The sequence below is a fragment of the Persicitalea sp. genome (assembly GCF_041751555.1).
Classification (GTDB): Bacteria; Bacteroidota; Bacteroidia; order Cytophagales; family Spirosomataceae; genus Persicitalea.
The window spans coordinates 1-24,089 of the sequence record NZ_JBGSXF010000544.1 but is presented as its reverse complement, the minus strand read 5'-3'; the positions used below and the strand labels follow the sequence as shown (position 1 = coordinate 24,089).

Sequence of the window (24,089 nt, the reverse complement as noted above, 5' to 3'; positions counted from 1 at the left end):
CAGGCCAATCAATTCGGTACAGTGCCCCGTACGGGTACGGCACTGACGATGCGGGGTGGGGGGGCTAAAATCTGGAACCTGGGGCAGCACGACTCGATCAGTGAATGGCGTCGGCAGCATACTACCTCCAGGTTATCGCCGCGCTGGCAGGCCGAGGTCGGGGCTGAAACCGTGATCAACCTGGGGGGCTCTTCACAGATCTTGCTTCCCGAGGCTTATGGCTCGATTCGCTACGGAAATTTGGAACTTTTCGCGGGTCGTCGAAAGCAATGGTTTGGCCTGGCCGACTCCACACTGGGAATGGGTTCTTACATCTGGTCAGGTAACGCCTTGCCCATCCCTCGTATCCAGCTCAGCCTGACACGCTTCACGGCAGTACCTTTTACCCAGGGGTGGTTTTCGGTATTGGGCAGTTATTCCGATGGTTGGTTTGAAGGTACTCGTCCCGTCACCAGCGAGTTAAAACTTCACCAGAAGCAATTTTACGGGCGTTTGGGCCGCCCAGGCGGTAAATTCAAACTTTACGCAGGTTTCAACCATCAGGTACAGTGGGGGGGTAAATCGCCCTACGAAACCATCAACGGCCAGATGCCCAAGGGCTTAAAAAATTATTTCAAAGTTATTTTTGGGCGTAATCGGATTGACACTCTGGGCGCTACCGATTTTGACAACATGAATCGGGTCGGTAACCATCTGGGCACCATTGACCTGGCTTTTGAAATTGACGGTTCCAATGCCAACTGGTTCTTCTATCGCCAGAATATTTACGAAGACGGTTCTCTGTACTACCTCACTAATATCTCAGACGGGCTGAATGGCGTTCGGATTCGCCGAAAAAATGCAGACACGGGCGGTTTCTCATTTAAAGAATTGGTTTTTGAAGGGCTTTATACCAAAAGTCAGGGAGGACCGAGTTTCATTATGAATGAAGATAAAAAGCGTGGTAAAGATAATTATTTCAACAATACCCAGGTACGGGACGGCTGGTCTTATTGCGATCGTGCCATTGGTACTCCGTTCATCCCTCCCACCTCTCAAACCATTTGGAAATACCCGAATTACGCAGATGCCTTTACCAGCAACAATCGGGTGTGGGCTTTTCATCTGGGATTGCAGGGCGACCTGCTGCGCCGAACTCAATGGATGTCAAAACTCTCCGTTTCCAGTAACAAGGGCGTATATGATCTGCCTTTTGCAAACACGGTTTATCAATTTTCAGGATTGGTCGCGCTGCAAACCCGCATCGACTGGCTGGGGGGCATGATCGCCAAGGGATCCGTTGCCACTGATTACGGTGGCCTGTATCCCAACTCCGTCGGCGTTATGTTCTCCCTGAGAAAGGAGTTCGGTTCTCCCCCGTCAGCCATTCGCCCCAATTACCTTTGGCGATAATGGCCCAAGGAATTTGCGCGGCTAGAAGGACTATCGATCTTTCCGCTTGCTGAAACTGGACCTAAATCCAAGATACCCACCCAGCGATTCTGGGTACAATCCGCCTTTGTCGTAAGCAAGCTGAGCCTTTATTCTGGTATTACCCCCGGAAAACAACGGAGCATCAAGTGATAACAAAGAAGATTGTTGTCTGACGGGAGTTAAGAATGGGACATTGAACGTGCCGAAGTTCATACCTGACGAATATTTAGCCAATAGGCGTATTTTCTTGGCCAACAGCAGTTCGACACCCAAATGGATCAACTTGGTTTGGTTCGTTGGGAAGAATTCGCGATCGGCATAGACCTCCTGTCTTGTTCCTTCTCCTAGTGGAATGAAAGGAGTACCCATTCCATGATTAAGGTAAGACCACCCCTGCCTGTACTGAGCATGATTGAAGTAGTCGTCCCTCCCCTGATAGCGGGCTGCCGGGTCGAAAACTGGCCCGGATTGGTTTCTGGTATAAAGAAATTCTGCCACGAATTTCTTTACACTGACGAATGAAGGTGGTTCATCGCCCCTTCGTATGCTGAGTCCGTACAGGCCGTCCGGCAGATTTTGAAACTGTAAGCCGGAAGCATCCTCGAAGGGGTGCTGCCGATAGAACAGGAAACTTGTTTTTTTGATTTTCCAGTCCAGGGCCATGTCATAATGCCCCACGTGGTTTCCCACACGGTTCGTACCATCGAACATGGTAAACCGACTATTCATTTTATCCCTGGGAATCTTTCCAAGTACCACACCCCATACGTAATCGCCAAAATTAGTGGTCAACTTGCCATTGACCGCCACGGGGCTGTCGCGTAGGTAGTCGGCGGAACCGCCCCAAGTAACGCTGTGCGCCAGGCCAAACTGAAAATGAAACCTCCCCTCGGGTTTACCCAAGCGCCCGTAAAAAGTTTTCTGGTGGAGGTAAGCACCCTGAATGTAAGGGACATTGAACCAACCATGCACGTAAGAGCCTTTGAATGAAATAATATTCTTCAAAATACCCAAAGGAATGTAATCTTCTACACTGAGACGAACCATCGGGACGGGAAGTGAATTGCCTGACCAAGAATAGGAACCTGAAGTTAGTGTGGTATCTACAATACCAATGATTCGGCGTTCGCGACCCACCATTAACCCCCAATGCTTCCAGTTGATTTTAATATAGGCTTCGGGCAGAAGGTACTGATCAGCCTGACGAGGCAAAAGGTTCAGTACGGCTTCCGTCCCTAATGCTATACTGAGCCGAGACTTATGGAGAGCGGTATCTGGGTAGGTTTGGGGTGTTTGGAAGTGAACTCCTAGTCGAGCAGTTCCAGTGGGGCTTTCCAAAGGAACCCTCCCCCACTGATTAGCCCGTAACCAAAAGGGAGTTTTGGTACTCCCGGATGCATATCCTCCCAGCTCGATATGAGAACTAATTTGTGGTTTCTGCGCTACTGCCTGATACGAAATGCACCATACCATAACAACAATGGCGACTCTAATCCATATCTTATCGGCAAGAGAGATTAGTGGGGAAAAGTTATAGAGATGAATCATAAGTCTAAGCGAATAAAATACTTTCACCAGCCCTAATCTAGGGAGTGATGGACTTGCGCCTAGTAGAGTAAATTTGGTGAGCCAGGGTTTTTCAATGATTTATAAACGGCTGACCAGGAGTAGAGTGCTTCTCAAAGGTAGTCATTATCTTAAAAGCGATTTCCTTCCACCTTCTCACGAATCTTCCCCGCCAACTCCGCCAGCTCTTCGGCCGACATCTTTATTTTATGGCCAAAATCCATATCTGCCATCCGGTTCAGCGGAATGAGGTGAACGTGAGCATGTGGTACTTCCAGCCCGATGACGCTGACACCAATGCGCTTGCACGGAACAGCCGCCTCTATAGCCGTGGCGATTCGCCTGGCAAATTGCATCAGTCCGGTGTAGAGTTCGTCATCGAGATCGAAAATATAATCGACTTCTTTTTTCGGGATGACCAGCGTGTGTCCTTTAACCACGGGATTGACATCCAGAAAAGCTAAATAATCGGGCGATTCGGCTATTTTGTGACAGGGGATTTCGCCCGCGACGATTTTTGAAAAGATTGACATGAGAAAAAGATCAGAGAACTCTTGGTTCGGCGAAGATAGAAATAAAGGTAGTTCTTTTACTTCCACAACCAATTTCGCCGGAAATTCATAGCCTGGCAAATCCGATGACAGCCAAGATAATGAGCATGCCTCCTAAAATACGCTGAATGGGCCATCTGGTTAGTTTCCGGGCGATATTTTCGCGGTAGCGGTCAGTCAGCCAGGCGACCAGCCCAAGCAATCCGAAGGCGCCCACTACTGCTCCCGCTGCGAATCCAGCCGATTCGGCAATTGTCTGTACCGACAGCAGCGGGTAGTTGCGGTATCCGGCTAAAATCAGTACCCAGAAAGGATAAAGCTGGGGATTGAGCAATCCTGCAACCAAACCACGCAGCAGGGCCGCGCGGTGGTTGGTAGCAGGATTGCTCAAATCATCCTTTATAGGCGTAGTTTTCTGGACAACCCAATAGCACCCTATCAACAGTAGGGCTGTATTGACTACCCAAGACGAGTAGTGCCATTCGAACGCCCCTTGCAGACTAACGATGGTGTAGGCTGCGAGTCCGGCGTAAAGTAATTCGGGTAAGGCGCCGCCCAACGCCGTACGCCACGAAGCCGACGGTCCTTCGGTGAGACTAGTGTGAATCACAGCCAAGTTAGCCGGACCTAATTGCAACGACCCGACGAAACTCACTACCAGCGTGACGCCGAAGAGCAAAAGAGGCTTTAATTCTTCCATTTAAACTTTTTTCTAGCCAGGAAAGCAACCCGCCCCCCGTTTCTTTTCGTAGTTAAGTCGTGAGTCGGAAGGCAAACGCTCATTTTTTTCTATAAGCTATCATTTTTACGCCAATTTTTCATGCGAACTTTATCAATTTTCCTCCTTACCGCGCTAATTTCGGGTAGTGTCTTCGCCCAATATGAAGGTCCTCGTCGGCAAAAATATCTGGATGTCGCCCTGGCGGCAGGCAACGGCGGGTCTTTGGCCCTTTCTTACCAAAATCTTTACGGCGGCCGTTTCAAGATTGGCTGGGGCGTTCGCTACACCGGATTTGCCGGCAAAAGTACCGAATTAGTAACGGCTCCGGCCAAGCTTACCTCCGGCAAAACTGGCCCGGCGGTTATGTTTACCGACGATATTCTCTCCAATTTTGACACCCTCACGCTGAATAAGGTGCAGTCAAATGCCCTGAACGCGGTCATCAATCTGCAATTTGCGTTTTCAAAGCGTTTCGAGCTCGGCTTCAATATCGACGCAATCGGTATTTCCTTTGGGGCGCAGCAGACGGGACGTTTTCACTCGGCTTCCCAGTCGATGACGCTCGATAATTCCGTACAGACTGCAAAACCTACCGCTTTCAACCTCTTGTTGGTGAGTGACAATGATCTGGGAAACCTGAACTCCGAATTGTACGCTCGCTACTGGTTCAGCGACCGGGTGGCAGTACGGGCCGGACTGAGTTTTAATTTTGTAGAATACACAACCGACCGCAAGTTGACCTTTGACAATGACCGCTTCCGCTACAAATCGCTATTGCCGATGGTCGCGGTGTCATTTTCACCCTTTGCTAAATAAAACAAATAAATATCCGATAGGTTAGGTGAATATTCTGTTTCCAATTGTCAATAGAAGATACCGAGTGCGGTCAGCAAGTATCTTATACCCTTCCACATGACTCAACTGCACGCAACTACCCGCGAAATTATCGCTCAGCTCCAGATCCTGCTAAATCACCTGGAAAAGGCTTCCTATTCAGATAGTTTGCCCATTTTGCAGGGTAGTAGCATAGGTCAACACCTCCGCCACGTCATCGAATTCTACATTTGTCTAAGTCGGCAGATAGACGGTGGCACTGTGAACTATGACGACCGCGAGCGCAATCACCGATTGGAGAATGACCTCATTTACACCCGGCAAATCCTGGGCGAACTCAGCAAGGGAGTAGCTAACTGGCATACCGATCAACCTTTACAACTCCGGGCCATTTACGGCGATACCGATGGAGCGCTGGTACCTACGTCGCTGGCCCGCGAGTTGGTGTATCTGATCGAGCACGCCGTGCATCATATGGCGATTGTCAAGATGGCCGTGTCCCATCACTTACCCCATATTGTCCTGCCCGGTTCGTTCGGGGTCGCATACTCCACCCGTCAACACCGCGAAACTGCATGTGCGTCGTAACTTACCTACCTGACACTGGCAGTGGCTTTGTCCTGACTTCCAACCGCGACGAGAGCATACGGCGGCCTGCCGCCGTTCCGCCCCGTCGCTACCTGATCGGGGAGCAGCTCATTACTTTCCCTAAAGACCCACAGGCCGGGGGCACCTGGATTGCCACGACGGAGCGCCTCACGCTCTGTCTGCTCAATGGTGCCTTTCAGAAACACGTTCACCGCCCGCCCTACCGCCGCAGCCGGGGACTGGTACTGCTGGACGCCTTCTCCTACGACTCACCCCACGCTTTTGCCGCTCGATATGATTTTTCGGGCGTCGAACCCTTTACGCTCGTCATGGTAGAATCCAAAGAGCCAGTGAATACGCTACACGAAGTTTGCTGGAATGGTACGGAGGCGCATCTCAAATGTTTGCCGCCGGATTCACCGCGCATCTGGTCGTCGGTGACGCTTTACTCCGAAGCGGTAGTTCGGGAGCGCGAGGGCTGGTTCCAGGCGTGGCTGACGACACCGCACACAGACGAAGCGGCTCAGATAATCGATTTTCATATTTCCGCCGGGAAAGGCGATCCGACCAATGACCTGCGGGTCAACCGGGGTAGTTTGAAGACGGTCTCCCTCACCCAGATCCAAGGGAAGCAGAGCGAAATAAGCATCTTTTATCAAGATTTCCTGCACGAAGGAGAGTACCTTCTCCAACTTTCCTGAAATAACTATCTTCCGGCTTTCCCTTTTGGGTAAATCCTGCTACAAACTACCTTTTGCTTGGAAAGGATTGACAATAGCTATGTCCTATTGTCGTTTCTTGCCGTGTAATTATCAAATCATTATTCAAAACACATGAAATCAACAAAATCTCTTTTTGCCGCCTTCCTGGCCCTTGGCCTATCGGGACTGATGGCGTCATTTACCCCGAACCCAGAAAAGGGAAAGTGGGAAACGTTATTTAACGGTAAGAACTTCGATGGCTGGAAGAAGTGGAAAGGCGGGCCGATCACAGGCTGGAAAGTGGAAGATGGCGCAATGGTACTTATGGAAAAGAAAGGCGGTGATCTGCTGACTGAAAAAGAATACGGGGACTTCGAACTGGAACTGGAATGGAAGATCAGCGAGCGGGGCAACAGCGGCATCATGTACCACGTCAAGGAAGGTGCCGACTATTGCTGCCCCTACACAACAGGGCCGGAAATTCAGGTACTCGACGACAAGCGTCATCCTGATTCCTTTGCCGGGAAAACAGGCAATCATAAAGCCGGGGCGCTCTACGATTTGATTCCCCCCAACGACACCACGGTTGTAAAACCGGCCGGAGAATGGAACAAGGCTAGAATTGTCATCAAAGACGGTAAAGGTGAAAGCTGGCTCAATGGTAAGAAACTGGTGGATTTCCCCACACGAGGCTCACAATGGACTCAGATGGTCGCCAATAGCAAGTTCAAGCAGTGGAAAGAATTCGGTACCTTCGACAAAGGCTCCATTGCTCTGCAAGACCACGGCGACAAAGTCTGGTACCGTAATATTCGGGTGAGGGAATTATAGTTTGGTTTAGTTGTGGACGGGGCCGCCCGTGGAGACGTATAGTTGTTTAAATTTTCCCAAACTTTGACGCGAGTCTGGAAGAGAGGAGAAGTTAAAATTTTTTTATCTAAAAGATTACAATTCTTCACATCAATAATTTGCCCTCCAAGCAACTAACCACTTAAACAAATAACCGACTAAACGAACAAACAAAATGAATACCAACCGAAGAGACATGGTAAAGAAAATGGCCGGGCTGGCCGTAGGGCTACCTGTAGCGGACTCGCTTGGCGAGCGCCTGGGCGCGGCCGACAAGGCCGTTGGATTGAGCGGAAACGTCAACCACTCGGTGTGCCGCTGGTGCTACAGCAAGATCGAATTCGAGGATCTGTGCAAAGCCGCCAAGAAAATCGGTCTGACCTCTATAGAACTTACGGGCCCCAATGAATGGCCGATTCTGAAAAAATACGACCTGACCTCGGCTATGCCACAAGGCGCGGGCAAGGGTATCGTCAACGGCTTCAATGATCTCAAACTACATGACGAACTCGTAGAAAGTTTCGAGGCCATTTTCCCAAAACTAGCCAACGCCGGACTCGATAAGGTGATCTGTTTTTCGGGCAACCGCCACGGCATGAGCGACGAGCAGGGTCTGGAAAATTGCGCCATCGGGCTGAAACGCCTGATGAAGTCCGCCGAAAAGCATAAGGTCACGATGACGATGGAACTTCTCAATAGCAAGGTCAACCACCCCGACTACATGTGCGACCGCACCAACTGGGGCGTGGAACTCTGCAAGCGCGTGGGCAGCGATAACTTCAAACTGCTTTATGACATCTACCACATGCAAATCATGGAGGGCGACGTCATTCGTACGATTCAGGACAACCACCAGTATATCAATCACTACCACACGGGTGGCGTACCAGGCCGAAACGAAATCGACGAAACGCAGGAACTGTACTACCCGGCCATTATGAAAGCCATTCTGGCCACAGGATTCAAAGGCTACGTGGCGCAGGAGTTCATTCCTAAGCGTGACCCGCTCACTTCGTTACAGGAAGGGGTAGCGATTTGCGATGTGTAGAAAGGGATGCGATGAAATAAAAGTCCGCGTTGAAACCAGTTTATGGTTTTGGCGCGGATCTTTCTTGTTTGGGAGCAGGCGTTACTACCTCTTCTTTTGGCCGTACACCGGAGAAATGCTCCTTGGTGGTCTTTAACAAATCTTTGAATTTCAGCGGCTTTATACCAAGAGCAACGTTCTCAAGGCCAATATCGGACACCAGCCGCATGTGCCGAAAAATGTCACGGTAGGCCTTAAAGATATTGTACTTGGGATCATAAATATGTCCCGCCTCGGAACTGATACCATTCAATTCTAAAATCTTGACTTTTCCGGCGTACAAATCTTCCAACGAGTTGACGCGCAGGTCGAACCGCCCGTAGTAGAAGCCGGGAATATCGTTGGCGATTTTATTAAAAACATCGTGAAGCCGCTCATCGATAAGATAATTGGCATTCAGGAAAGCGGTTCCAAGGCAGTGGTTACCGATGGGCTGCACGCACTCGTAAGTACCTCTGGTCAGCACCTTATCCAGCGTGTCACCCATGCGGGCTGCCAGGGCTTCGCGGGCCATGCGGGCGCGGAGGTTTTTTTCCAGCAGCTCGCGCACCGTGGCGTAGCCATCGCCGCGCACATGCAAAAATTCCTTCTGGGTCACGGAGGTCACGCGTCCCCGCGATTCGCTGGGTCGTCGGGCGTACATTACGCCAAATTCCAGCAATGACTCGACATATTCCTGCGCGATACAATCTTCGACTAGCCCCTTGCCCACGTATTTCCGCAATTCTTCGACGCAAGTGATTTTAGTGACCTGATCGCCGCGTTCGCCCACGTTGGGTTTCAAAATAAATGGTGCGGTAATCTCGCTGTCGTGCAGGAATTCCATGACCCCCTCGTAGGCAGTACCCGCCGCGATAAAACGCGTGGTGGGCAAGTACTTATCGTCGATTAGGGCGAAAATCTCATTCTTGGATTCACCAAAAAAACCACTGGCCGGAATAGCCGGATTAACCGCCGTGAAGTGCATAAAAGAGCGCTTTTTCAAAGAGAGCAATGTCCAGTAAACCAGCGGTGGGATGTAGAAGAATCCGAAGGGCCAGAATTCGTAACGGAAAATTTTTGTGAGGAAGCGAGACACGGTATATAATGATGAGTGATGAAGGATGAATGACAGCTTCGTTAATTATTGTGAATCTTTTGCCAGGCAGCGTTGGCTTTTTGGTGCAGGTCCGACTCGTCCTCGTTCCACTTTTTTAGGGTGTTGCTGAAAAGCGTGTGGTAGAACAGGTACAGTTTGCCATCGATGATTTTGTAAGTCTCAGGGTCGATGCTCACTTTATCGCCTTCGGCCATCGCATAAGCGCACCAACCGCCGTATTCGGGAGCGTATTTATCGGGACTTTTCGCAAACTCATCCCGATTCTGCGCGGTGGCAAACCGGTAAGTAGCTCCCTTATACTGCTTCGAGAGTTCCTTTTTTCCCTCCATCGGCTTGCCATTAAAATAGCTTACCGGGTCGTAGCCTTGGATGGCCAGGCCCTCTTTAAGATTCTGATCGGGTTTCTGGGCGGTACAAGCGAATGCTACGAACAGGAAAAATAGTAAGGCGATGGATTTTGCTTCCATGATTAATTGGGTGTTGATCGAAAACTATAATCTTTATACGTCGGATCAGGGAGCACGGTTGCGAATCTCTACCCCTTTACGCGATAAATCGTGTCTCTGCTACTCTGCCAGAATTGCCGACTGTACACACGGTGGAAGGGCCAATGCTTCGCCCGTAAAATCATAGGCAGATAGGCGTGTGGTTCCTTAACCGACGGACTACCGAAATACAGGTCATCGTCGGTTAGCAACAGGCCTTCGTAGGCTACGTTTGGCCGCAGAGTGAGATCGGCAAAGGGAAGTTCCTTTTGGTAGTCGGGATTCAGTCTGGCGATTTGGTCTTTCAAGAGCCATGTGCTGCGGTAGTCGGGATTAGGCGCAGGCTGTGGGCGGTAGCGGCCTTCCGATACGTCGAGAGCGTATTGTAAGTAGGCTTTCAGGAGTTTTGGCCCGGCATTGGCGGTCTGCTCGACGCGTAGTTGGTTAGGAAACAGGCTTGTTACGACATAAACCCGTTGCCGAGCCCGCGTCACAGCTACATTAAGACGATTCTCGCCGCCCTGCGTGTTCAAAGTACCAAATTGCATCGCCAGCTTACCATGTTCATCGGGGGCGTAGCCGATGGAGAAAATGATGACGTGGCGCTCGTCGCCCTGTACGTTTTCGATGTTTTTTACAAAAAGTCCTTCTGCCGTTATTTTTTCTTTTTCGAATAAATCCTGAATCAACTGCTGTTGGTGGAAATTGAAGGTGACGATTCCCACACTCAGTTTGCTGTCCGACAATTCTCGAACCAGTTCAAGTACCCGCTGCGCTTCAATGGGGTTGGTATTTCTCTCCCAAATTCCGTCCACGTGCAAATAGTGAATTCCCGGCTCGGCGTCGTTGACGCGCTCGAAGTCGGGCAGCAGGCGCAGGGTGTTTTTGTAGAAATGCTGGTTGGAGAAGTCGATTAGATCCAGCGAACTACTCCGGTAGTGGCCCGTCAATTGTCGCTGCGTGAGTGATTGAGCGGCCAAATCTAGCAAAGAATCAATTTGGGTGGCTACGGGTACTTCGTCCTCGGGGCTGTCTTCGTAGCGGACACGGTACAAATCGCTGGGGGGTAGTTGTTTGCTGTCGCCCGTCACGACAATTTGCTTGCCCCGATAAGCGGCGGGTAGTCCGTACTCGGCGTAGCACTGCGAAGCTTCATCAAAAATCACCAAATCGAACACCCCCGCTTCCATCGGAAAGAGCGTCGAAACCGCCTCGGGTGATGCCATCCAGGAGGGAATTAGCCGGAAGACCTCGTCAGAATAGGATTCAACTACCTTTCGAATCGGCCAGATGTTGCGCTTTTTGGTAGTTTGGTGGGCAAGTTCACGGTAGGTCGTTCGATTGCCCAGGCGGTTTTTCTCGATGTGGGCGTAAGTAAACTCCCGCAACTGCATAAGCGTGATGTCGCGGCTCAGACTTTGCTTGCGCTCAATGGCCGCTTGCAGTTGCTGCTCCCATTCGCCCATTTTCAGCGACGACACCGCCCGCAGCGTAGGGAATTTATCCTCGATATGTTCGATCCAGGCCAGGCGCAGACTGTTGTCGAAGACCGAGACCACCGTTTCCGCCGAAGCGTCTTCCTCTTTTATTTTATCCATAACCAAAGCCGTGACTTCATCTTCGCCTGGTGAAAAGCCATTCGCAATTCTGTCCATTTCTACCAGCGAGTCGAAGTCGGAGCGCAGGGCTTCACGAAGCTGGTTTGCGTAGTTGGTGGGCTGTGACAAAAGTTTCTGCCATTGACCTTCGGTCAGGAAGGCTAACATCGCATCTCCCTGGAGCTGCCATTGGCTCAACCAATCGAGGAGTTCCTGAAGCACTTTCCGAAAAGTACCTACGGAAGGTAGTTGCAAAGCCATTGTGGTCAAAACCCTTTCCCAAGGTTCCAGATGAATTCTCAGCACAGCATCCGCCGCCCGCTCCGCCTCTTGGAAAAATATTAAATATCCTTCTTCAAAGGGCAAATCATTATCTATGTCACTCGGCTGAAAGTTCAGAAACGGGCTTTCCAGCCACTTCTCCAATTCCAGTCGATTGTTGAGTCGTACTTCCAGCCTTTGCAAATCTTCGAGTCGGATACTTAGCCCGTTGTTCCTGGCAACTTCCGTAACGGCGGCTTTTTCCTTTCCGAACCATTCCCACCATTGTCCCTTTACCGTTGAAGTTTTGGCGGAAATTGCTTTTGCCAACTGCGCTCGAAAGGTCGCTAACTCCGGTTTGGCCAATGTACTTTCAATCCTGTTTCCATCCGTCCGCCAGCCTTCCAGTGTGTCCGTCACTTGCCGTACGAACGCCAGGCGACCAGTCGCGGGCTGCTGGTCGGTAAGGTAGCGTTGGAATAGCCGGAAAGTTCCAGCGTCGGAAGTTAGCGCAGCCAAGTCTCCGATCCGCTCTTTACTTTCAGCTTTATCAGCAATAAAATCGAGGGAGAACGTTGCGCCGGATGTTTTTTCAAAATGCTCTTTTTGTGCTTGAAAAAAGGGAGGCCAGGCAGCCAGTACTTCTTCCATCCGTCGCAAATCGCCGAGCCCATGGTTCGCAAAACTTCGACGTTCGTACCATGCATGCTGTAGGGAAATCTTTTGGTTGTAGGTCGCGTAACTACTCAGGCGGCGGCAGTAATCGTCAACTTCGTGGAGCGGGAAAGTTCGGTAGTACGCCCGCAAGTCTACGCGTGGGCCTTCGGGATCAGACGACAGGTAAAGTTCTTTTACGGAAAGTCCGCTCTCGGTTCCGTCAAAAAGCGCGGTTCGGAATTCTTCTAACTCCTTCACCGTCTGGTCGATCAGACGGCTATTTTTGGTAAATTCCCGATCCAGAAAAACGGCATCCAGGCTCTGATTGAGAGTTTGATACTCTTCCACTTTCTCGATCTGCGCGGCGATTTGGCGGTAGAGTTCGGCGCGGTCGTTACGAAAATCGTGAATCAAGGCTGTAAACGGCCCGAGTCCCAGTGTCTGCAGACGCTGATGCACCACATCGAGAGCAGCGCGCTTTTGGCAAACCAACAGCACGCGCTTGCCCCGCGCGGCAAAATCAGCCATCAGGTTGCAGATCAATTGCGACTTTCCCGTGCCGGGCGGCCCCTGTACTACCACCGACTCGCCCTGCTTCACGAGCCGAATAACATTTTCCTGCGACCAGTCTACGGGTAGTGGCGCCAGGATTTGTTCCTCGCGGAGTATTTGATTTTGAACAATATTAATTTGGGGCTCAAAATTCTCCCCGCCGTCTTTTTCAAGATCAAAGAGTGGGACCGAAAAAGAATTCTGCTCCACTTCCTGCAATAAATAATTATAATCCGGCACGAGGTAAGAACCCGCCTGCGGAAAAATACCCAGCACCATCTCGGGGTACAGCTTCAACTCACCGTTCTTTTCAAGCGCCTGCAAATCGCTGCTTTTCAGTGTCTCGAAAGACTGCAAGGTGTTCTCAAAAAGATGCTGGTTGAAATTGAGCCGAAAGGGCGATTCTTTCAGCCATTCGTACAAGGCGGTGCGAAATTCCAGCGCATTTTTAGGAAAATCCTCAAAGTTCTTTTCCAAAACCTCATCGGGAATTTGGGCCTCGTTGAACTGCGCATAAGCCAGGGCAAAACTGCGGTTCAGGCTAATCTCGGCGTCGTCGCGACCGAAAAGGCACCATTGTTCCCGGTCGAGCCGCAGCGTGACCGGAAAAAAAAGCAGAGGCGCGTGCACAACCGAGCCGTCAGCAAACTTTCCCCTAACAAACGGGTAGCCCACGTACAGATCCCGCGCCCCGCGCTCCTCCTCAATGAAACGCTCCGTGCGGGCAATCCGCCGGAGTCTTTTGCTGACATCATTGACTTTATCAAAGCGCGGATCCTGCGCATCACAAATCGGGATACGACTTTTCCGCTGGATCAACTGATTGAGAATTTCGAAAGAAGCTTTGCTGAGCAAGAAATCTACCTCGTGCAAATCCAAAAACTGCTCCGCCGATAAGCGGTTTAGTAGCAAAGACTTGTTTCGGCTACTAAGGTTGGTAAGGCGTTTGAGGTAAGTTTTAAGAAGGGGGGTCAAGGGTCAAAGGGTTAAACGGTTAAACGGTTAAAGGCCCATAGTATAATTCCAAAATAGTTCTGATTAATCCTGCCCATTATTCTAAACTGTTATTCCATAGTACTAACACATTAACCTTTAACCGATTAACCCTTAACCGAAAAGACAATGCCACCTAACTACACGATCTTCAAAAGCGCCGTCTCCGCCGTAAGGCCTGGTCCGAAGGCGCTGGCAAAAATCAAAGCGCCAGTAGATTGGTGGTTGAGTTCCCAGAGTCTTTTGAGAACGAACAGAATGGTACCCGACGACATGTTACCATACTCGCTGAGGGTTTGGTAGGCGGCGGCGTTGTCTTCATGGGTCAGGCCAAGTACTTGCTCTACTACTTCCAGAATGCGCCGCCCGCCGGGATGGATCGCAAACAGGTTGACGTCTTCGGGCGCAATGCCCTGGGCGTGGGTGATGCGTTCAAGAACAGCAGGTAAGCCCGTTTTCAGCACGTCCGGGACACGGGAGGTGAGTTTCATCTCGAAGCCAAAATCATTGATGTGCCAGGCCATGTCATCTTTGCCATCGGGCAATACCTCACAGGCAAAGTCTATTATTTCCAAAGCGGATTTGCCTTCGGCTTCCCCTACCCTGCCTTCCATCAAGATCGCTGCCGCACCATCGGCGAAAAGCGCATTGGCCAAAAGGTGATCCTCTTCGTCTTTTTTCTGGAAATGCAGCGTGCATAATTCCACGCAGACCATGAGTACCTTAGCGTCGGGATCGGACTTTACTAACGCCGCCGCCGCCTTCAACCCATTGAACGCGCCATAGCAGCCCATGAAATTGACGGCAATGCGATGCACCGAACTTCGCAGACCGAGCCGATCGATTAACTCGATATCGGGGCCAGGCGCATACATGCCTGTGCAGCTCACCGTAATGAGGTGCGTGACTTCGGCAGGCTTTACAGCACTGTCGGCCAGGCAGTTTTTCAGTGCTTTTTCGGCCAATGGCACGGCGTACTGACGGTAAGCCGCCATGCGCTGCTGCACGGTGGGGAAAGGTTCGAGACCGGGGGTGTTGGGGTAGAAGGTGAATTCGCCGTTGGTCAGGCCATAGTCAGGCAGGACAGAATAGCGCTGTTTGATGCGGGTGCTGCGGTACAATGCCCTCAATCGGCGTTCGCCGTCGGAGTTCAAGTTCATGGCTTTGGCCATAAAATCGGCGATGCGTTTTTGATCGAAGCGATGGTCGGGAACGGCTGTTCCCAAGGCAGTAAGATAGGCGCGAACGCCCGGTTGTATGGTCACGCGATTCTTTTTTATCGAAAAGTAGCTAATTTCACCCGAAGATATACGAACCATAAACTACTTCCGGCTCAATAGGTTCGATTCGGGCGCAAACAGCAGGTAGTACAATCAATTTACGCCCTAAATGCGTGGCAAGTTGCTTCAAATTTTCATTTCAGCTTTACAATGAGGAATATACTTCTCCACCTGCGCATTCCTTTTTCCGTCTTTCTACTACCCGTTTTCCTGTTCGCATTGAGTCAGACCAATCTGAGCACCAACGGAGCGACGGGCCGAACGTGGTGGGCATTTGCGCTCATTCACCTTCTTCTGTACCCGGCGAGCAACGCCTACAACAGCTACTACGATAAAGACGAAGGTAGCATCGGAATGCTCGAAGTACCGCCTCCCGTCAGCATTGGGCTACTTGCTACTGCCTGGGCGCTCGACATTGCTGCCATCATTGTCGCCTGGTGGGTGGGCCTCGGTACAAGCTTTATACTCTACCTTGTTATTTACGGAGCGATCTCCAAAGCATATAGCCACCCGGCCATCCGGCTAAAAAAATATCCGCTTCTGAGCTGGTTGGTCGTAGGCTTGTTCCAAGGTGCCTTTACGTATATGGCTACTGTACAAGTAATCAGCCAGGCAGAAGTTTCAAGTCTTTTTTCGCTAAAAAATCTTTTACCCCCCCTTATTTGCACATCTAACCTGTGGGCGGTGTACCCGCTTACCCAAGTCTATCAGCACGAGGAAGACGCCCGGCGCGGTGACCTCACGTACAGCCGGATGGTGGGAATCGAAGGTACTTTTTTGAACGCGGCCATTTTCTTCGCGCTGTCGTTTGCGGGGTTTTTGTACTACTTTTTGAATTTCGGCTCGAGCAATAGCCTGATCGCGCTCACACTTTGCATGGGACCCGTGCTGGGGTACTTTGGCTACTGGTGGATAATGGTGCGCCAGAACGTCGCCGCCGCTAATTTCCGTCATACCATGCGGATGAACGTATTGGCAAGTTTGGGCCTCAACTTGTTTTTTGGCATTCTGTGCTTTTCTACCTTCTGATTACCAATTCGTTATTTTTTTTGTTAAAAAATATTCTGGAAAATTTCTAGCTAGTACTTGCGTACAATAGGCTAAACCTCTACTTTTGCATCACCTTTTTAGAAAAAGGACACGCAGAAGTAGCTCAGCTGGTAGAGCGCAACCTTGCCAAGGTTGAGGTCGCGAGTTCGAACCTCGTCTTCTGCTCAGACAAGCAAGCACCTTCAAAGGGTGCTTTTCTTGTTCTCAGGCGTGGTAGTTTCCATACGGGCGTCGGTACGCCGAACCGTCCGTACTACACCATAATGCCGGGATGGTGGAATTGGTAGACACGCAGGACTTAAAATCCTGTGAGCCGAAACGCTCGTACGGGTTCGACCCCCGTTCCCGGTACTAAAATGAAAAAGGCCACCCGATTTGGGTGGCCTTTTTTCTTGAAATCTGAATTGGATGCCAATTACAGAATCTTGCTCAATACCGTAGTTCCCATAAGTTTGCCCTTTCGGTAGTTTTCGGTTTTGACATCCCACAGTATTTTAGGGGAGCGGTAAGAAACAGTGCTGAATTCCATATTCATCTTCATCACGCTCTTCATATTGATGTTCATATCGGAAGTAATTTTGAACGTGTCGAAGGTTCCGGCGGGAACGGTGATTTTCTCGCGTCCTTCCACCTTTCGGTTAACGAACTCGGTATCCATCGTCATCGACATCGGTCCGGCCGCACCTTCCCCGTGCAGCGAGCCGTCGGGCAAGGTTTGACCCACCGATAGATTGGCGGGATAAATTATATCCTTGGAAGTGAAGGTCATGTCGAAACTCTCAAACTGCTTGCCTTGTCCCTGGGGCATCATCGAACTGGCGTCCAGGTGCATTTCGTTACCATTACAACGCATGGTAAAGGTATTGGTCATCTGAGATTTGTCCTTTTTGTCGAATGTTTCCAGGTCCATTTCGATAACCGTGTCCGGGCCGTCTTTGCTGACTTTTTTTACTTTATAGATCATTCGGCCGTTCTCTTTGCCCTTGGCATCGTAGCTTAGTAGCTCATAGCCGCTGCCCTGTTTCAACGAAACGCCCATGCACTCCTGGGCGCGGAGGGCTAGCGGGGACAGAGTAAAAAGCAGAATGGCAAATGCGAGTAATTTTTTCATGAAATAGTAGAGTGTATTTTGTTGAAACTAAACTTTATACCCAAATATAGCCATCTCAGTCCGCTGTAGCAACCACAATCCAGTAAACGGTAGTTTCGACTGAGCATATCGAAATGCTGGAATAAAGGTTGGCATTGCGGTTTTCAGTTTTTGAAAAGGCATTCCGACATTCGCTAATTCCAAATTAGCTACGCCCAAAGCATCGTTGCCAGCCCCAACAGCATGATGAACTTACAGAGGGTACTTAATCGGGAGAATTCGCGGCGCGTATCGGCGAAGACCAGCCGATAGACCAGCCACGCGATGGGAAGCAGCAGCGCAGTGAATAGCCAGGCAAGCATAAGGTTGTCCAGCGAATGCGCCATTAAGTAGAGGGTGGAAATAAAGGCGGCGACCAGGATGTAGACGACGATCTTAGTGCGCCTGATACCCCAGACGATGGGCAGAGTGCGACAACCGGTAGATGCATCGCCACGCACGTCTTCCATGTCTTTGATGATTTCTCGGATTAGTGTGATGGAAAAGGAAAAAACAGCATAAATGAAAACCAGTTTTCTGTTTTCGGGATAAACTACCGCCACTACCGCCACGGCTAGGGCTGTCAGCAGCGACACGACCAGATTCCCAACCAGCGTAGTACGCTTGAAGCGCTCCGAATAAAACCACAGCAGTGTGACCGAGAAGACGTTGATCAGGAAGATCCATTTGCTCACCAATAGCCCCAGCAGCACACCCGCCACATTGAAGAACTGGTGCGCTCCCATGGCCCATCGCCGTTTCAGGTAGCGCCCGATGACCACCCGCTCGGGCTTGTTGACGATGTCGATCTTGACGTCAAAGTAATCGTTAATGATATAGCCCGCCGCCGCGATACAAACTGTGGCCAGGCTCAGTACCAGCATTCTGGGATCGGCGAGGATCTGCCGCCAATCGCCACGTGGCCCTACCAGCAGAAGGCGGGTAAGGTATTGCGTCAGTACCAGCATCAGCAGGTTCGGCAGGCGAATGAGCCGCAGAAAACCCGCAAGATATTGCCGATAGGTAAACTTAGACGAGCGGGACACGGGAACGGAATTTTATAATACCGAAGATAACGATAAACGACTCGATAAAGATAAGGCACGGGGCGGAACAAAATCTTTATCGGATGGTTTGGAATAAAAATGAGTGGTTTTGGTGTTAGTAAGCCGAAATCAAACCAACGAGTTCTCACTTTGCACGAAAAAATCGCCTTTCCGCAGGTGTCCCATCCTTTTCCATTATGAAAATAGGCATTGTTTGTTACCCCACCTTCGGAGGCAGTGGCGTAGTGGCCACCGAACTTGGCAAGGCCCTCACCAAAGTGGACCATCAGGTTCACTTCATCACATACTCCCAGCCCCAGCGGCTGGATTTTTTTAATGAAAATCTCTACTACCATGAGGTGAATATTCCGGCTTATCCGCTGTTTCAGTATCCGCCCTACGAGTCGGCGCTGTCGAGCGAGATGGTGCACGTGGCCAAGTACATGAAACTGGATCTGCTGCACGTGCATTACGCTATCCCGCACGCCTCATCGGCATTTCTGGCCAAGCAGATTCTGGCGACGCAGGGCATCCATATCCCGGTCATTACTACGCTGCACGGTACCGACATCACGTTGGTGGGTAAGGATTCTTCCTACGAACCCGTCGTAACATTCAGTATCAATCAGTCGGATGGTATCACAGCGGTGTCAGAGTTTCTGAAAAATGACACTTACCGCCACTTCGCCGTGACGAAGGACATCGAAGTTATCCCCAATTTCATTGACCTCGAGCGTTTCAAACGGCAGAAAAAAGATCACTTCAAATTGGCGATTTGCCCCAATGGTGAGAAGCTAATCGTTCATACCTCCAACTTCCGCAAAGTGAAGCGCATCGACGATGTGATTATGATCTTTCACAAGTTGCGCCAGCAGGTACCCAGTAAGTTGCTGCTGGTGGGCGACGGCCCTGACCGCGCTCGCATCGAGAAGTTGTGCATGGAGTTGGATTTATTCCCGGATGTCCGCTTTCTGGGCAAGCTCGATGCCATCGAAGAAGTACTTTCTGTTGCCGACTTGTTTCTGATGCCTTCCGAAAGTGAAAGCTTCGGTTTGGCAGCCCTGGAAGCACTGGCTTGTGAGGTACCCCTTATCACCACCAATGTGGGCGGCCTGCCCGAACTTAATCTGCAGGGCGTCACGGGCTTCCTAAGCAATCTCGGCGATGTGGACGACATGGTCAAAAATGCCATTGTCATTTTGAAAGACGAAAATCTGCCCAAGTTCAAAGAAAACGCCCTGGCCCGCGCCAAGGAATTCGACATCACCCGCATCTTGCCCATGTATGAAAGGTACTATGAGCGAGTACTTGAAGAGAGTGGACAGTTGACAGTTGGCACTTGACAGTGCTATTAGTGCGATTCACTGTCCGCCCTCAACTATTAACTTTCCACTGTCCACTGTCAACTGTCCACTGAATAAATGAAGCCAAATATTCCCGATACCGATAAGAAAAGAGTAGTCATTATAGGCGCTGGCTTTGCCGGGCTGGAGATTGCTCAGAAGCTTTCCAAACGTGACATTCAGGTAGTTTTGATCGATCGCAACAACTACCATCAGTTCCAGCCGCTGTTCTACCAGGTAGCAATGGCGGGGCTTGAACCCAGCTCCATATCTTTTCCCACGCGGAAGATTTTTCAATCCTGCAAGAACGTTCACATTCGGGTAACGGACGTGAAACGACTGCTTCCCGATGGCAAAACGATAGAAACGGGTTTGGGCAACATTGCTTTCGACGAGTTGGTCATCGCCACCGGAGCTGATACCAATTACTACGGAATGAAAGAAATCGAGGAACAGGCCATTCCGATGAAGTCAGTCAGCGAGGCCCTGGCTCTTCGTAACCGCATCTTGCAAAATTTCGAGGATGCCGTATCGGCCGAAACGGCCGAGGAGCGCGAAGCACTGATGAACGTAGTGGTGGTCGGCGGCGGGCCGACGGGCGTGGAACTGTCCGGCACGCTGGCCGAGATGAAACGCTTCATTCTGCCCAAGGACTACCCTGATTTGAACTTCGATGCCATGCACATTTATCTGGTGGAAGGCGGTGACGAAGTGCTGGATGCCATGTCGGACGAAGCATCGGCCAAAGCCCGCGAGTATCTCGACAGACTCGGCGTGACTGTGGTGGCCAATCAGCGCGTGAACGGCTTCGACGGTCAGCAGGTTACGACTAAGGAGGGATTGAAACTACCGACCAAAAATCTGGTGTGGGCCGCGGGTATCCGCGCCTGTCCGATTGCTGGATTCGGCGACGAAAAACTAGGTAGGGGTGGTCGCCTGAAAGTCAACGCGTTCAATCAGGTGGAAGGATACGAGAACGTGTACGCCCTGGGCGATGTGGCCATCATGAGCGGCGATGTTAAGAATCCCGAGGGCCATCCACAGCTGGCGCAGGTAGCTATTCAACAAGCCAAACATTTGGCCAAAAATATTATCCGAAAACAAAAGGGGGAAGCCTACGAACCATTCCGATACCGCGACCTGGGAACAATGGCTACCGTCGGTCGTAACCTGGCCGTAGTGGATTTGCCGTTTTGGAAATTTCAGGGCTTTTTTGCCTGGCTGGTCTGGATGTTCGTTCACCTGATGTCCATTGTCGGCGTTAAGAACCGTCTCATGGTATTCATTAACTGGGTCTGGAACTACATAACCTACGACCAATCGTTACGTCTCATCATCAAGCCAAAACCATTGCCGATCGCCATTTCCGAAACTGAAAACCAACGGGATTTGGAGAAAGTACAATAGCCCATGCTTTACTTTCTGCTGGCCGTAGTGTTCACGGTGGCCCTCTATCTCATCATGCGGGCATTTCCGCGCTACGGGGTACATTCCTTTCACGCCATTGCCTTTAACTACTACGCCTGCGTGGTAACGGGGCTGGCACTTTCTCCTAATTTATCCAAATACCGCGAAATCGAGTGGACTTCCACCCCTACCCTGCTCACGTTGGCGTTGGGAACGATGTTTGTCACAGCCTTTGTCCTCATTGGTCAAACTACCCAGAAAGTGAGCGTGACCGCCACCTCGCTGGCCGCCAATATGTCGCTGGTAGTTCCGGTACTATTCGGATTGTTTGTTTTCAAGAACGCTAACAAAGATTACACGCTCCTCAACTACCTCGGACTACTGCTGGCGTTGGTTGCATTAGCACTAGGAGGGATTCAAAGAAAACCAAAGAATGCAGGTAGAGCTTCGCCCGGCGAGACGTCGCTCGGCGAAGCGTCGCCCGGCAATTCCTTGCCTTGGTTCGTCCTGGCTCTGCCCTTGCTGACTTTTCTGGCGGCGGGTATCAATAACACGCTCATCAACTACTTGAGCATGAGTTTTTATAAGCCGGGCGAAGAAGCTTTTTTTACTGTTATTTCCTGTATCGGGGCGGTGATCGTCGGTACTTTAGTGTTAGTATTCAGAGTTTTATTTTGGCACGAAAGAGTTTCGTGGCGCAGCCTGATCGGCGGACTGATCCTGGGCGTACCCAATTTTCTCTCCTTTTATTTTTTGATCAAAGCCCTGGGCGCATTTGGCAATAGTGCGGCTTTTGTCTTTCCCATTTACAATATCCTTACCATGATGGCTTCAGCCGCAGCCGCTTGGCTATTTTTTCGGGAAAAGCTAAATGGAGTGAACCGCTGGGGATTGGGGTTAGCCGTAGCGGCTATCGTGCTGATTTCTTATCAGGAGTTGGGGCTGTGAGGTTCACCAGGCTGGGGAACGGAACCGTAAATCTGCGGGGATTGCGTTAGTAACACAATCCGCGACAAAGCCAACCAGAAACGAAGAGAATTACTGCCGAACCGCCTCCAAATTAAACAAATCGTTCAGCACGTCGATGAGTGTTTCGGCTTCCCCGCGTTTGCAGGCGGCTTTTAGTTGCAGAACGGGTAGTTTGATGATTTTCTGCATCATACTGGACGTGATTTTGTCCATCTTGGCGGCCTCTTCTTCGGAGAGTTGCTTGGTGAAGCGGGCCATTTCTTCCTGCCGGATTTGCTCCAATGCATTCTTCAATTTATTTATGGTCGGCGAGACGACCATTTCCTTTGACCAGTCATTGAATTCTGCCACCGACTCGTCGATGATGTCCTCCACGGTAGGCACGGCTTCCAGGCGGCGGGCCAGAGCGGCGTTGGCGCGGCTACGGATGGTATCGATATTATACAGCATCACGCCGGGTAGTTGCTCCACTTCCGGCTCCACGCTGCGAGGCACCGACAGATCCAAAAAGTACTTGTACGTCAACCCATTCAGTTCCTGCACCATTTTTTTTGTAAAAAACGGCTGTCCGGCCTGAATAGAAGAAATGACGATGTCGGCGCGGGAAAGCTCGGCGGCTAAATCGGCAAAATCCGTCACGCGGAATTCGCCGCTGGCAGCCAGTGCGTCGGCTTTGGTGCGGGTACGATTGATGAGCGTGATGTCGGCGTCGCCTTTCTGAGCCAAATTCTTGCAGACATCGGCGCCAATTTCACCCAAACCCACCACAAGAATCTTAGGCGCAATCGCCAGAGTCTCTACTAGTTCGACAGCGGCGTAAGAAACGGAAGCGGCCCCGTCACGAAAGGAAGTTTCCTGCGCTACACGCTTGTTGGCAAAGAAAATCGTGTGCAGTAAGCGGTGGAGGAAAGGCCCTGCCATGTGCAAATCTGCCGACCATTGGTAAGCTTGCTTGATCTGGTTAGGAATCTGCATGTCGCCTACTACCTGCGAGTGCAGCCCGGTGGCGACTTCAAACAAATGTCGTACAGCGGCTTTCCCTATGCGGTAATGCTCAAAGTACTCGTGGAAGGACGTGGGGTCGGCAATGCCTTTTTGGATGAGCAGCAATTTAACCAACTCGGCATTCAGATCTTTGGAAGAAGCGTAATAAATCTCGGTACGATTGCAAGTGGACACGACGAGGACGTCGGACAACTCGAAGAAATCCTTCAACCGCAGCATAAGCGCCTTGGCTTCTTCTTCGTTTAGGGCAATCTGCTCCCTGATTTCCAGAGGAGCGGTTCGGTACGAGATACTTACGGACTTGAACTGTTGGTACATTGGGGTCAATCTGAATTCCGGCAACAAATTTACGTTACAATACTTACAATAGGAAACGGGTGCTACCGCGTATAAGTTTATTTAGAAGACATATAAATTGTTCTGAATAATTTCTGCTAATTTCACAGGAAATCTGCCCGCGAAATATGACCGTCGTCATTTTTTGCCCTGATCTTTGCGGGATCATTCATTATATGAAGCAAGCCACCGAAGCAAAACCCAAGCCGAAAAAGAAGGAATCGTCGTCTGCCTCCTGGTTTAGAAGTCTGCGGCTGAAACGCTCGCTGCTAGATTCATACGGGCGCAAGAATACCTACAAAATTATCATCGGCATCAACCTTTTCCTGATTAGTCTTGGTTCACTTTTTTATACCAACGACCTGGTTGTCAAGCTGGAGGAACGAGAACTAAGACAGGTAAAGCTTTTTGCCGAGTCGTTGCGCTATGCCATCAACAGCGACTACGACGAAGACCTGAACGGCATCATGGAGATGATCCGCGAAGCCAATACTTTCTACGAAATCCCGGCGATTTACATCGATGAGAACAACATGCCGGCGGCGCACAACAACCTCTCCTTCCCAAAC

At 50.6% G+C, this 24,089-nt stretch carries 20 protein-coding genes, 2 tRNA genes and 1 pseudogene; 13 read left to right on the top strand and 10 right to left on the bottom strand.

What is annotated here, in order from left to right:
* Window positions 1-1,392: capsule assembly Wzi family protein (locus tag ACEW8P_RS19660; RefSeq protein ID WP_373514779.1), on the top strand; the 1,392-nt coding region annotated here is incomplete at its 5' end.
* 30 nt (window positions 1,393-1,422) lie between these two features.
* Here the strand turns inward: ACEW8P_RS19660 and ACEW8P_RS19655 are convergent.
* The 3 genes from ACEW8P_RS19655 to ACEW8P_RS19645 all read right to left on the bottom strand — a co-directional run bounded on the left by ACEW8P_RS19655 (window position 1,423) and on the right by ACEW8P_RS19645 (window position 4,230).
* Window positions 1,423-2,625 (bottom strand): capsule assembly Wzi family protein, encoded by a 1,203-nt coding sequence (locus ACEW8P_RS19655; RefSeq protein WP_373514778.1) that lies wholly within the window; start codon window positions 2,623-2,625, stop codon window positions 1,423-1,425.
* Window positions 2,626-3,110: 485 nt separating this feature from the next.
* Window positions 3,111-3,512, bottom strand: a complete 402-nt coding sequence (locus tag ACEW8P_RS19650; RefSeq protein ID WP_373514777.1) for an HIT family protein — start codon at window positions 3,510-3,512, stop codon at window positions 3,111-3,113.
* An 85-nt stretch (window positions 3,513-3,597) separates the two neighbouring features.
* A complete protein-coding gene (locus ACEW8P_RS19645; RefSeq protein ID WP_373514776.1) occupies window positions 3,598-4,230 on the bottom strand; it encodes a LysE family translocator in 633 nt (210 codons plus the stop codon).
* Window positions 4,231-4,350: 120 nt separating this feature from the next.
* Here ACEW8P_RS19645 and ACEW8P_RS19640 point away from each other — a divergent pair, with 120 nt between their 5' ends.
* The 5 genes from ACEW8P_RS19640 to ACEW8P_RS19620 all read left to right on the top strand — a co-directional run bounded on the left by ACEW8P_RS19640 (window position 4,351) and on the right by ACEW8P_RS19620 (window position 8,271).
* Window positions 4,351-5,067: a hypothetical protein gene (locus ACEW8P_RS19640; RefSeq protein WP_373514775.1), complete on the top strand. Its 717-nt coding sequence runs from the start codon at window positions 4,351-4,353 to the stop codon at window positions 5,065-5,067.
* Window positions 5,068-5,163: 96 nt separating this feature from the next.
* Window positions 5,164-5,673, top strand: a complete 510-nt coding sequence (locus tag ACEW8P_RS19635; protein ID WP_373514774.1) for a DinB family protein — start codon at window positions 5,164-5,166, stop codon at window positions 5,671-5,673.
* Window positions 5,661-6,374 (top strand): NRDE family protein, encoded by a 714-nt coding sequence (locus ACEW8P_RS19630; RefSeq protein ID WP_373514773.1) that lies wholly within the window; start codon window positions 5,661-5,663, stop codon window positions 6,372-6,374. The genes ACEW8P_RS19635 and ACEW8P_RS19630 overlap by 13 nt, the downstream gene beginning before the upstream one ends.
* 132 nt (window positions 6,375-6,506) lie before the next feature.
* Window positions 6,507-7,205, top strand: a complete 699-nt coding sequence (locus ACEW8P_RS19625; RefSeq protein ID WP_373514772.1) for a DUF1080 domain-containing protein — start codon at window positions 6,507-6,509, stop codon at window positions 7,203-7,205.
* A gap of 193 nt (window positions 7,206-7,398) precedes the next feature.
* The gene (locus ACEW8P_RS19620; RefSeq protein ID WP_373514771.1) at window positions 7,399-8,271 is read left to right on the top strand and encodes a hydroxypyruvate isomerase family protein; all 873 of its coding nucleotides are present in this window, start codon (window positions 7,399-7,401) and stop codon (window positions 8,269-8,271) included.
* 40 nt (window positions 8,272-8,311) lie between these two features.
* Here the strand turns inward: ACEW8P_RS19620 and ACEW8P_RS19615 are convergent, their stop codons facing one another.
* From ACEW8P_RS19615 to ACEW8P_RS19600, 4 genes are all read right to left on the bottom strand, one after another.
* Window positions 8,312-9,388: a hypothetical protein gene (locus tag ACEW8P_RS19615; protein WP_373514770.1), complete on the bottom strand. Its 1,077-nt coding sequence runs from the start codon at window positions 9,386-9,388 to the stop codon at window positions 8,312-8,314.
* 41 nt (window positions 9,389-9,429) lie between these two features.
* The gene (locus ACEW8P_RS19610; RefSeq protein WP_373514769.1) at window positions 9,430-9,876 is read right to left on the bottom strand and encodes a YHS domain-containing (seleno)protein; all 447 of its coding nucleotides are present in this window, start codon (window positions 9,874-9,876) and stop codon (window positions 9,430-9,432) included.
* Window positions 9,877-9,944: 68 nt separating this feature from the next.
* Window positions 9,945-13,937, bottom strand: coding sequence for an AAA domain-containing protein (locus ACEW8P_RS19605; protein ID WP_373514768.1), 3,993 nt, complete (start codon window positions 13,935-13,937; stop codon window positions 9,945-9,947).
* 158 nt (window positions 13,938-14,095) lie between these two features.
* Window positions 14,096-15,220, bottom strand: a complete 1,125-nt coding sequence (locus tag ACEW8P_RS19600; RefSeq protein ID WP_373514767.1) for a type III polyketide synthase — start codon at window positions 15,218-15,220, stop codon at window positions 14,096-14,098.
* Between the two features lie 165 nt (window positions 15,221-15,385).
* Here ACEW8P_RS19600 and ACEW8P_RS19595 point away from each other — a divergent pair, with 165 nt between their 5' ends.
* The 3 genes from ACEW8P_RS19595 to ACEW8P_RS19585 all read left to right on the top strand — a co-directional run bounded on the left by ACEW8P_RS19595 (window position 15,386) and on the right by ACEW8P_RS19585 (window position 16,636).
* Entirely contained in the window at window positions 15,386-16,264 is an 879-nt protein-coding gene (locus ACEW8P_RS19595; protein ID WP_373514766.1) for a UbiA family prenyltransferase, read from the top strand.
* 113 nt (window positions 16,265-16,377) lie between these two features.
* Window positions 16,378-16,450 (top strand) — tRNA-Gly (locus ACEW8P_RS19590).
* Window positions 16,451-16,550: 100 nt separating this feature from the next.
* Window positions 16,551-16,636 (top strand) — tRNA-Leu (locus ACEW8P_RS19585).
* 64 nt (window positions 16,637-16,700) lie between these two features.
* Here the strand turns inward: ACEW8P_RS19585 and ACEW8P_RS19580 are convergent.
* Window positions 16,701-17,396, bottom strand: a complete 696-nt coding sequence (locus ACEW8P_RS19580; protein ID WP_373514765.1) for a hypothetical protein — start codon at window positions 17,394-17,396, stop codon at window positions 16,701-16,703.
* A gap of 188 nt (window positions 17,397-17,584) precedes the next feature.
* The gene (locus ACEW8P_RS19575) at window positions 17,585-18,460 is read right to left on the bottom strand and encodes a geranylgeranylglycerol-phosphate geranylgeranyltransferase (RefSeq protein WP_373514764.1); all 876 of its coding nucleotides are present in this window, start codon (window positions 18,458-18,460) and stop codon (window positions 17,585-17,587) included.
* A 197-nt stretch (window positions 18,461-18,657) separates the two neighbouring features.
* Between ACEW8P_RS19575 and bshA the strand changes: the two genes are divergently transcribed.
* The 3 genes from bshA (at window position 18,658) to ACEW8P_RS19560 (ending at window position 22,158) form a co-directional block, all read left to right on the top strand.
* A complete protein-coding gene (gene bshA / locus ACEW8P_RS19570; protein ID WP_373514763.1) occupies window positions 18,658-19,803 on the top strand; it encodes an N-acetyl-alpha-D-glucosaminyl L-malate synthase BshA in 1,146 nt (381 codons plus the stop codon).
* 78 nt (window positions 19,804-19,881) lie between these two features.
* The gene (locus ACEW8P_RS19565) at window positions 19,882-21,210 is read left to right on the top strand and encodes an NAD(P)/FAD-dependent oxidoreductase (RefSeq protein ID WP_373514762.1); all 1,329 of its coding nucleotides are present in this window, start codon (window positions 19,882-19,884) and stop codon (window positions 21,208-21,210) included.
* A 3-nt stretch (window positions 21,211-21,213) separates the two neighbouring features.
* Window positions 21,214-22,158 carry a hypothetical protein gene (locus ACEW8P_RS19560; RefSeq protein ID WP_373514761.1) on the top strand — a complete coding sequence of 315 codons (945 nt, stop codon included), beginning with the start codon at window positions 21,214-21,216 and terminating at the stop codon, window positions 22,156-22,158.
* Window positions 22,159-22,248: 90 nt separating this feature from the next.
* Here the strand turns inward: ACEW8P_RS19560 and hemA are convergent, their stop codons facing one another.
* A complete protein-coding gene (gene hemA / locus ACEW8P_RS19555; protein ID WP_373514760.1) occupies window positions 22,249-23,502 on the bottom strand; it encodes a glutamyl-tRNA reductase in 1,254 nt (417 codons plus the stop codon).
* Between the two features lie 146 nt (window positions 23,503-23,648).
* On the opposite strand from hemA, the pseudogene ACEW8P_RS19550 reads away from it, so the two are divergent.
* Window positions 23,649-24,089: pseudogene (locus ACEW8P_RS19550) on the top strand (hypothetical protein); the annotation flags it as partial.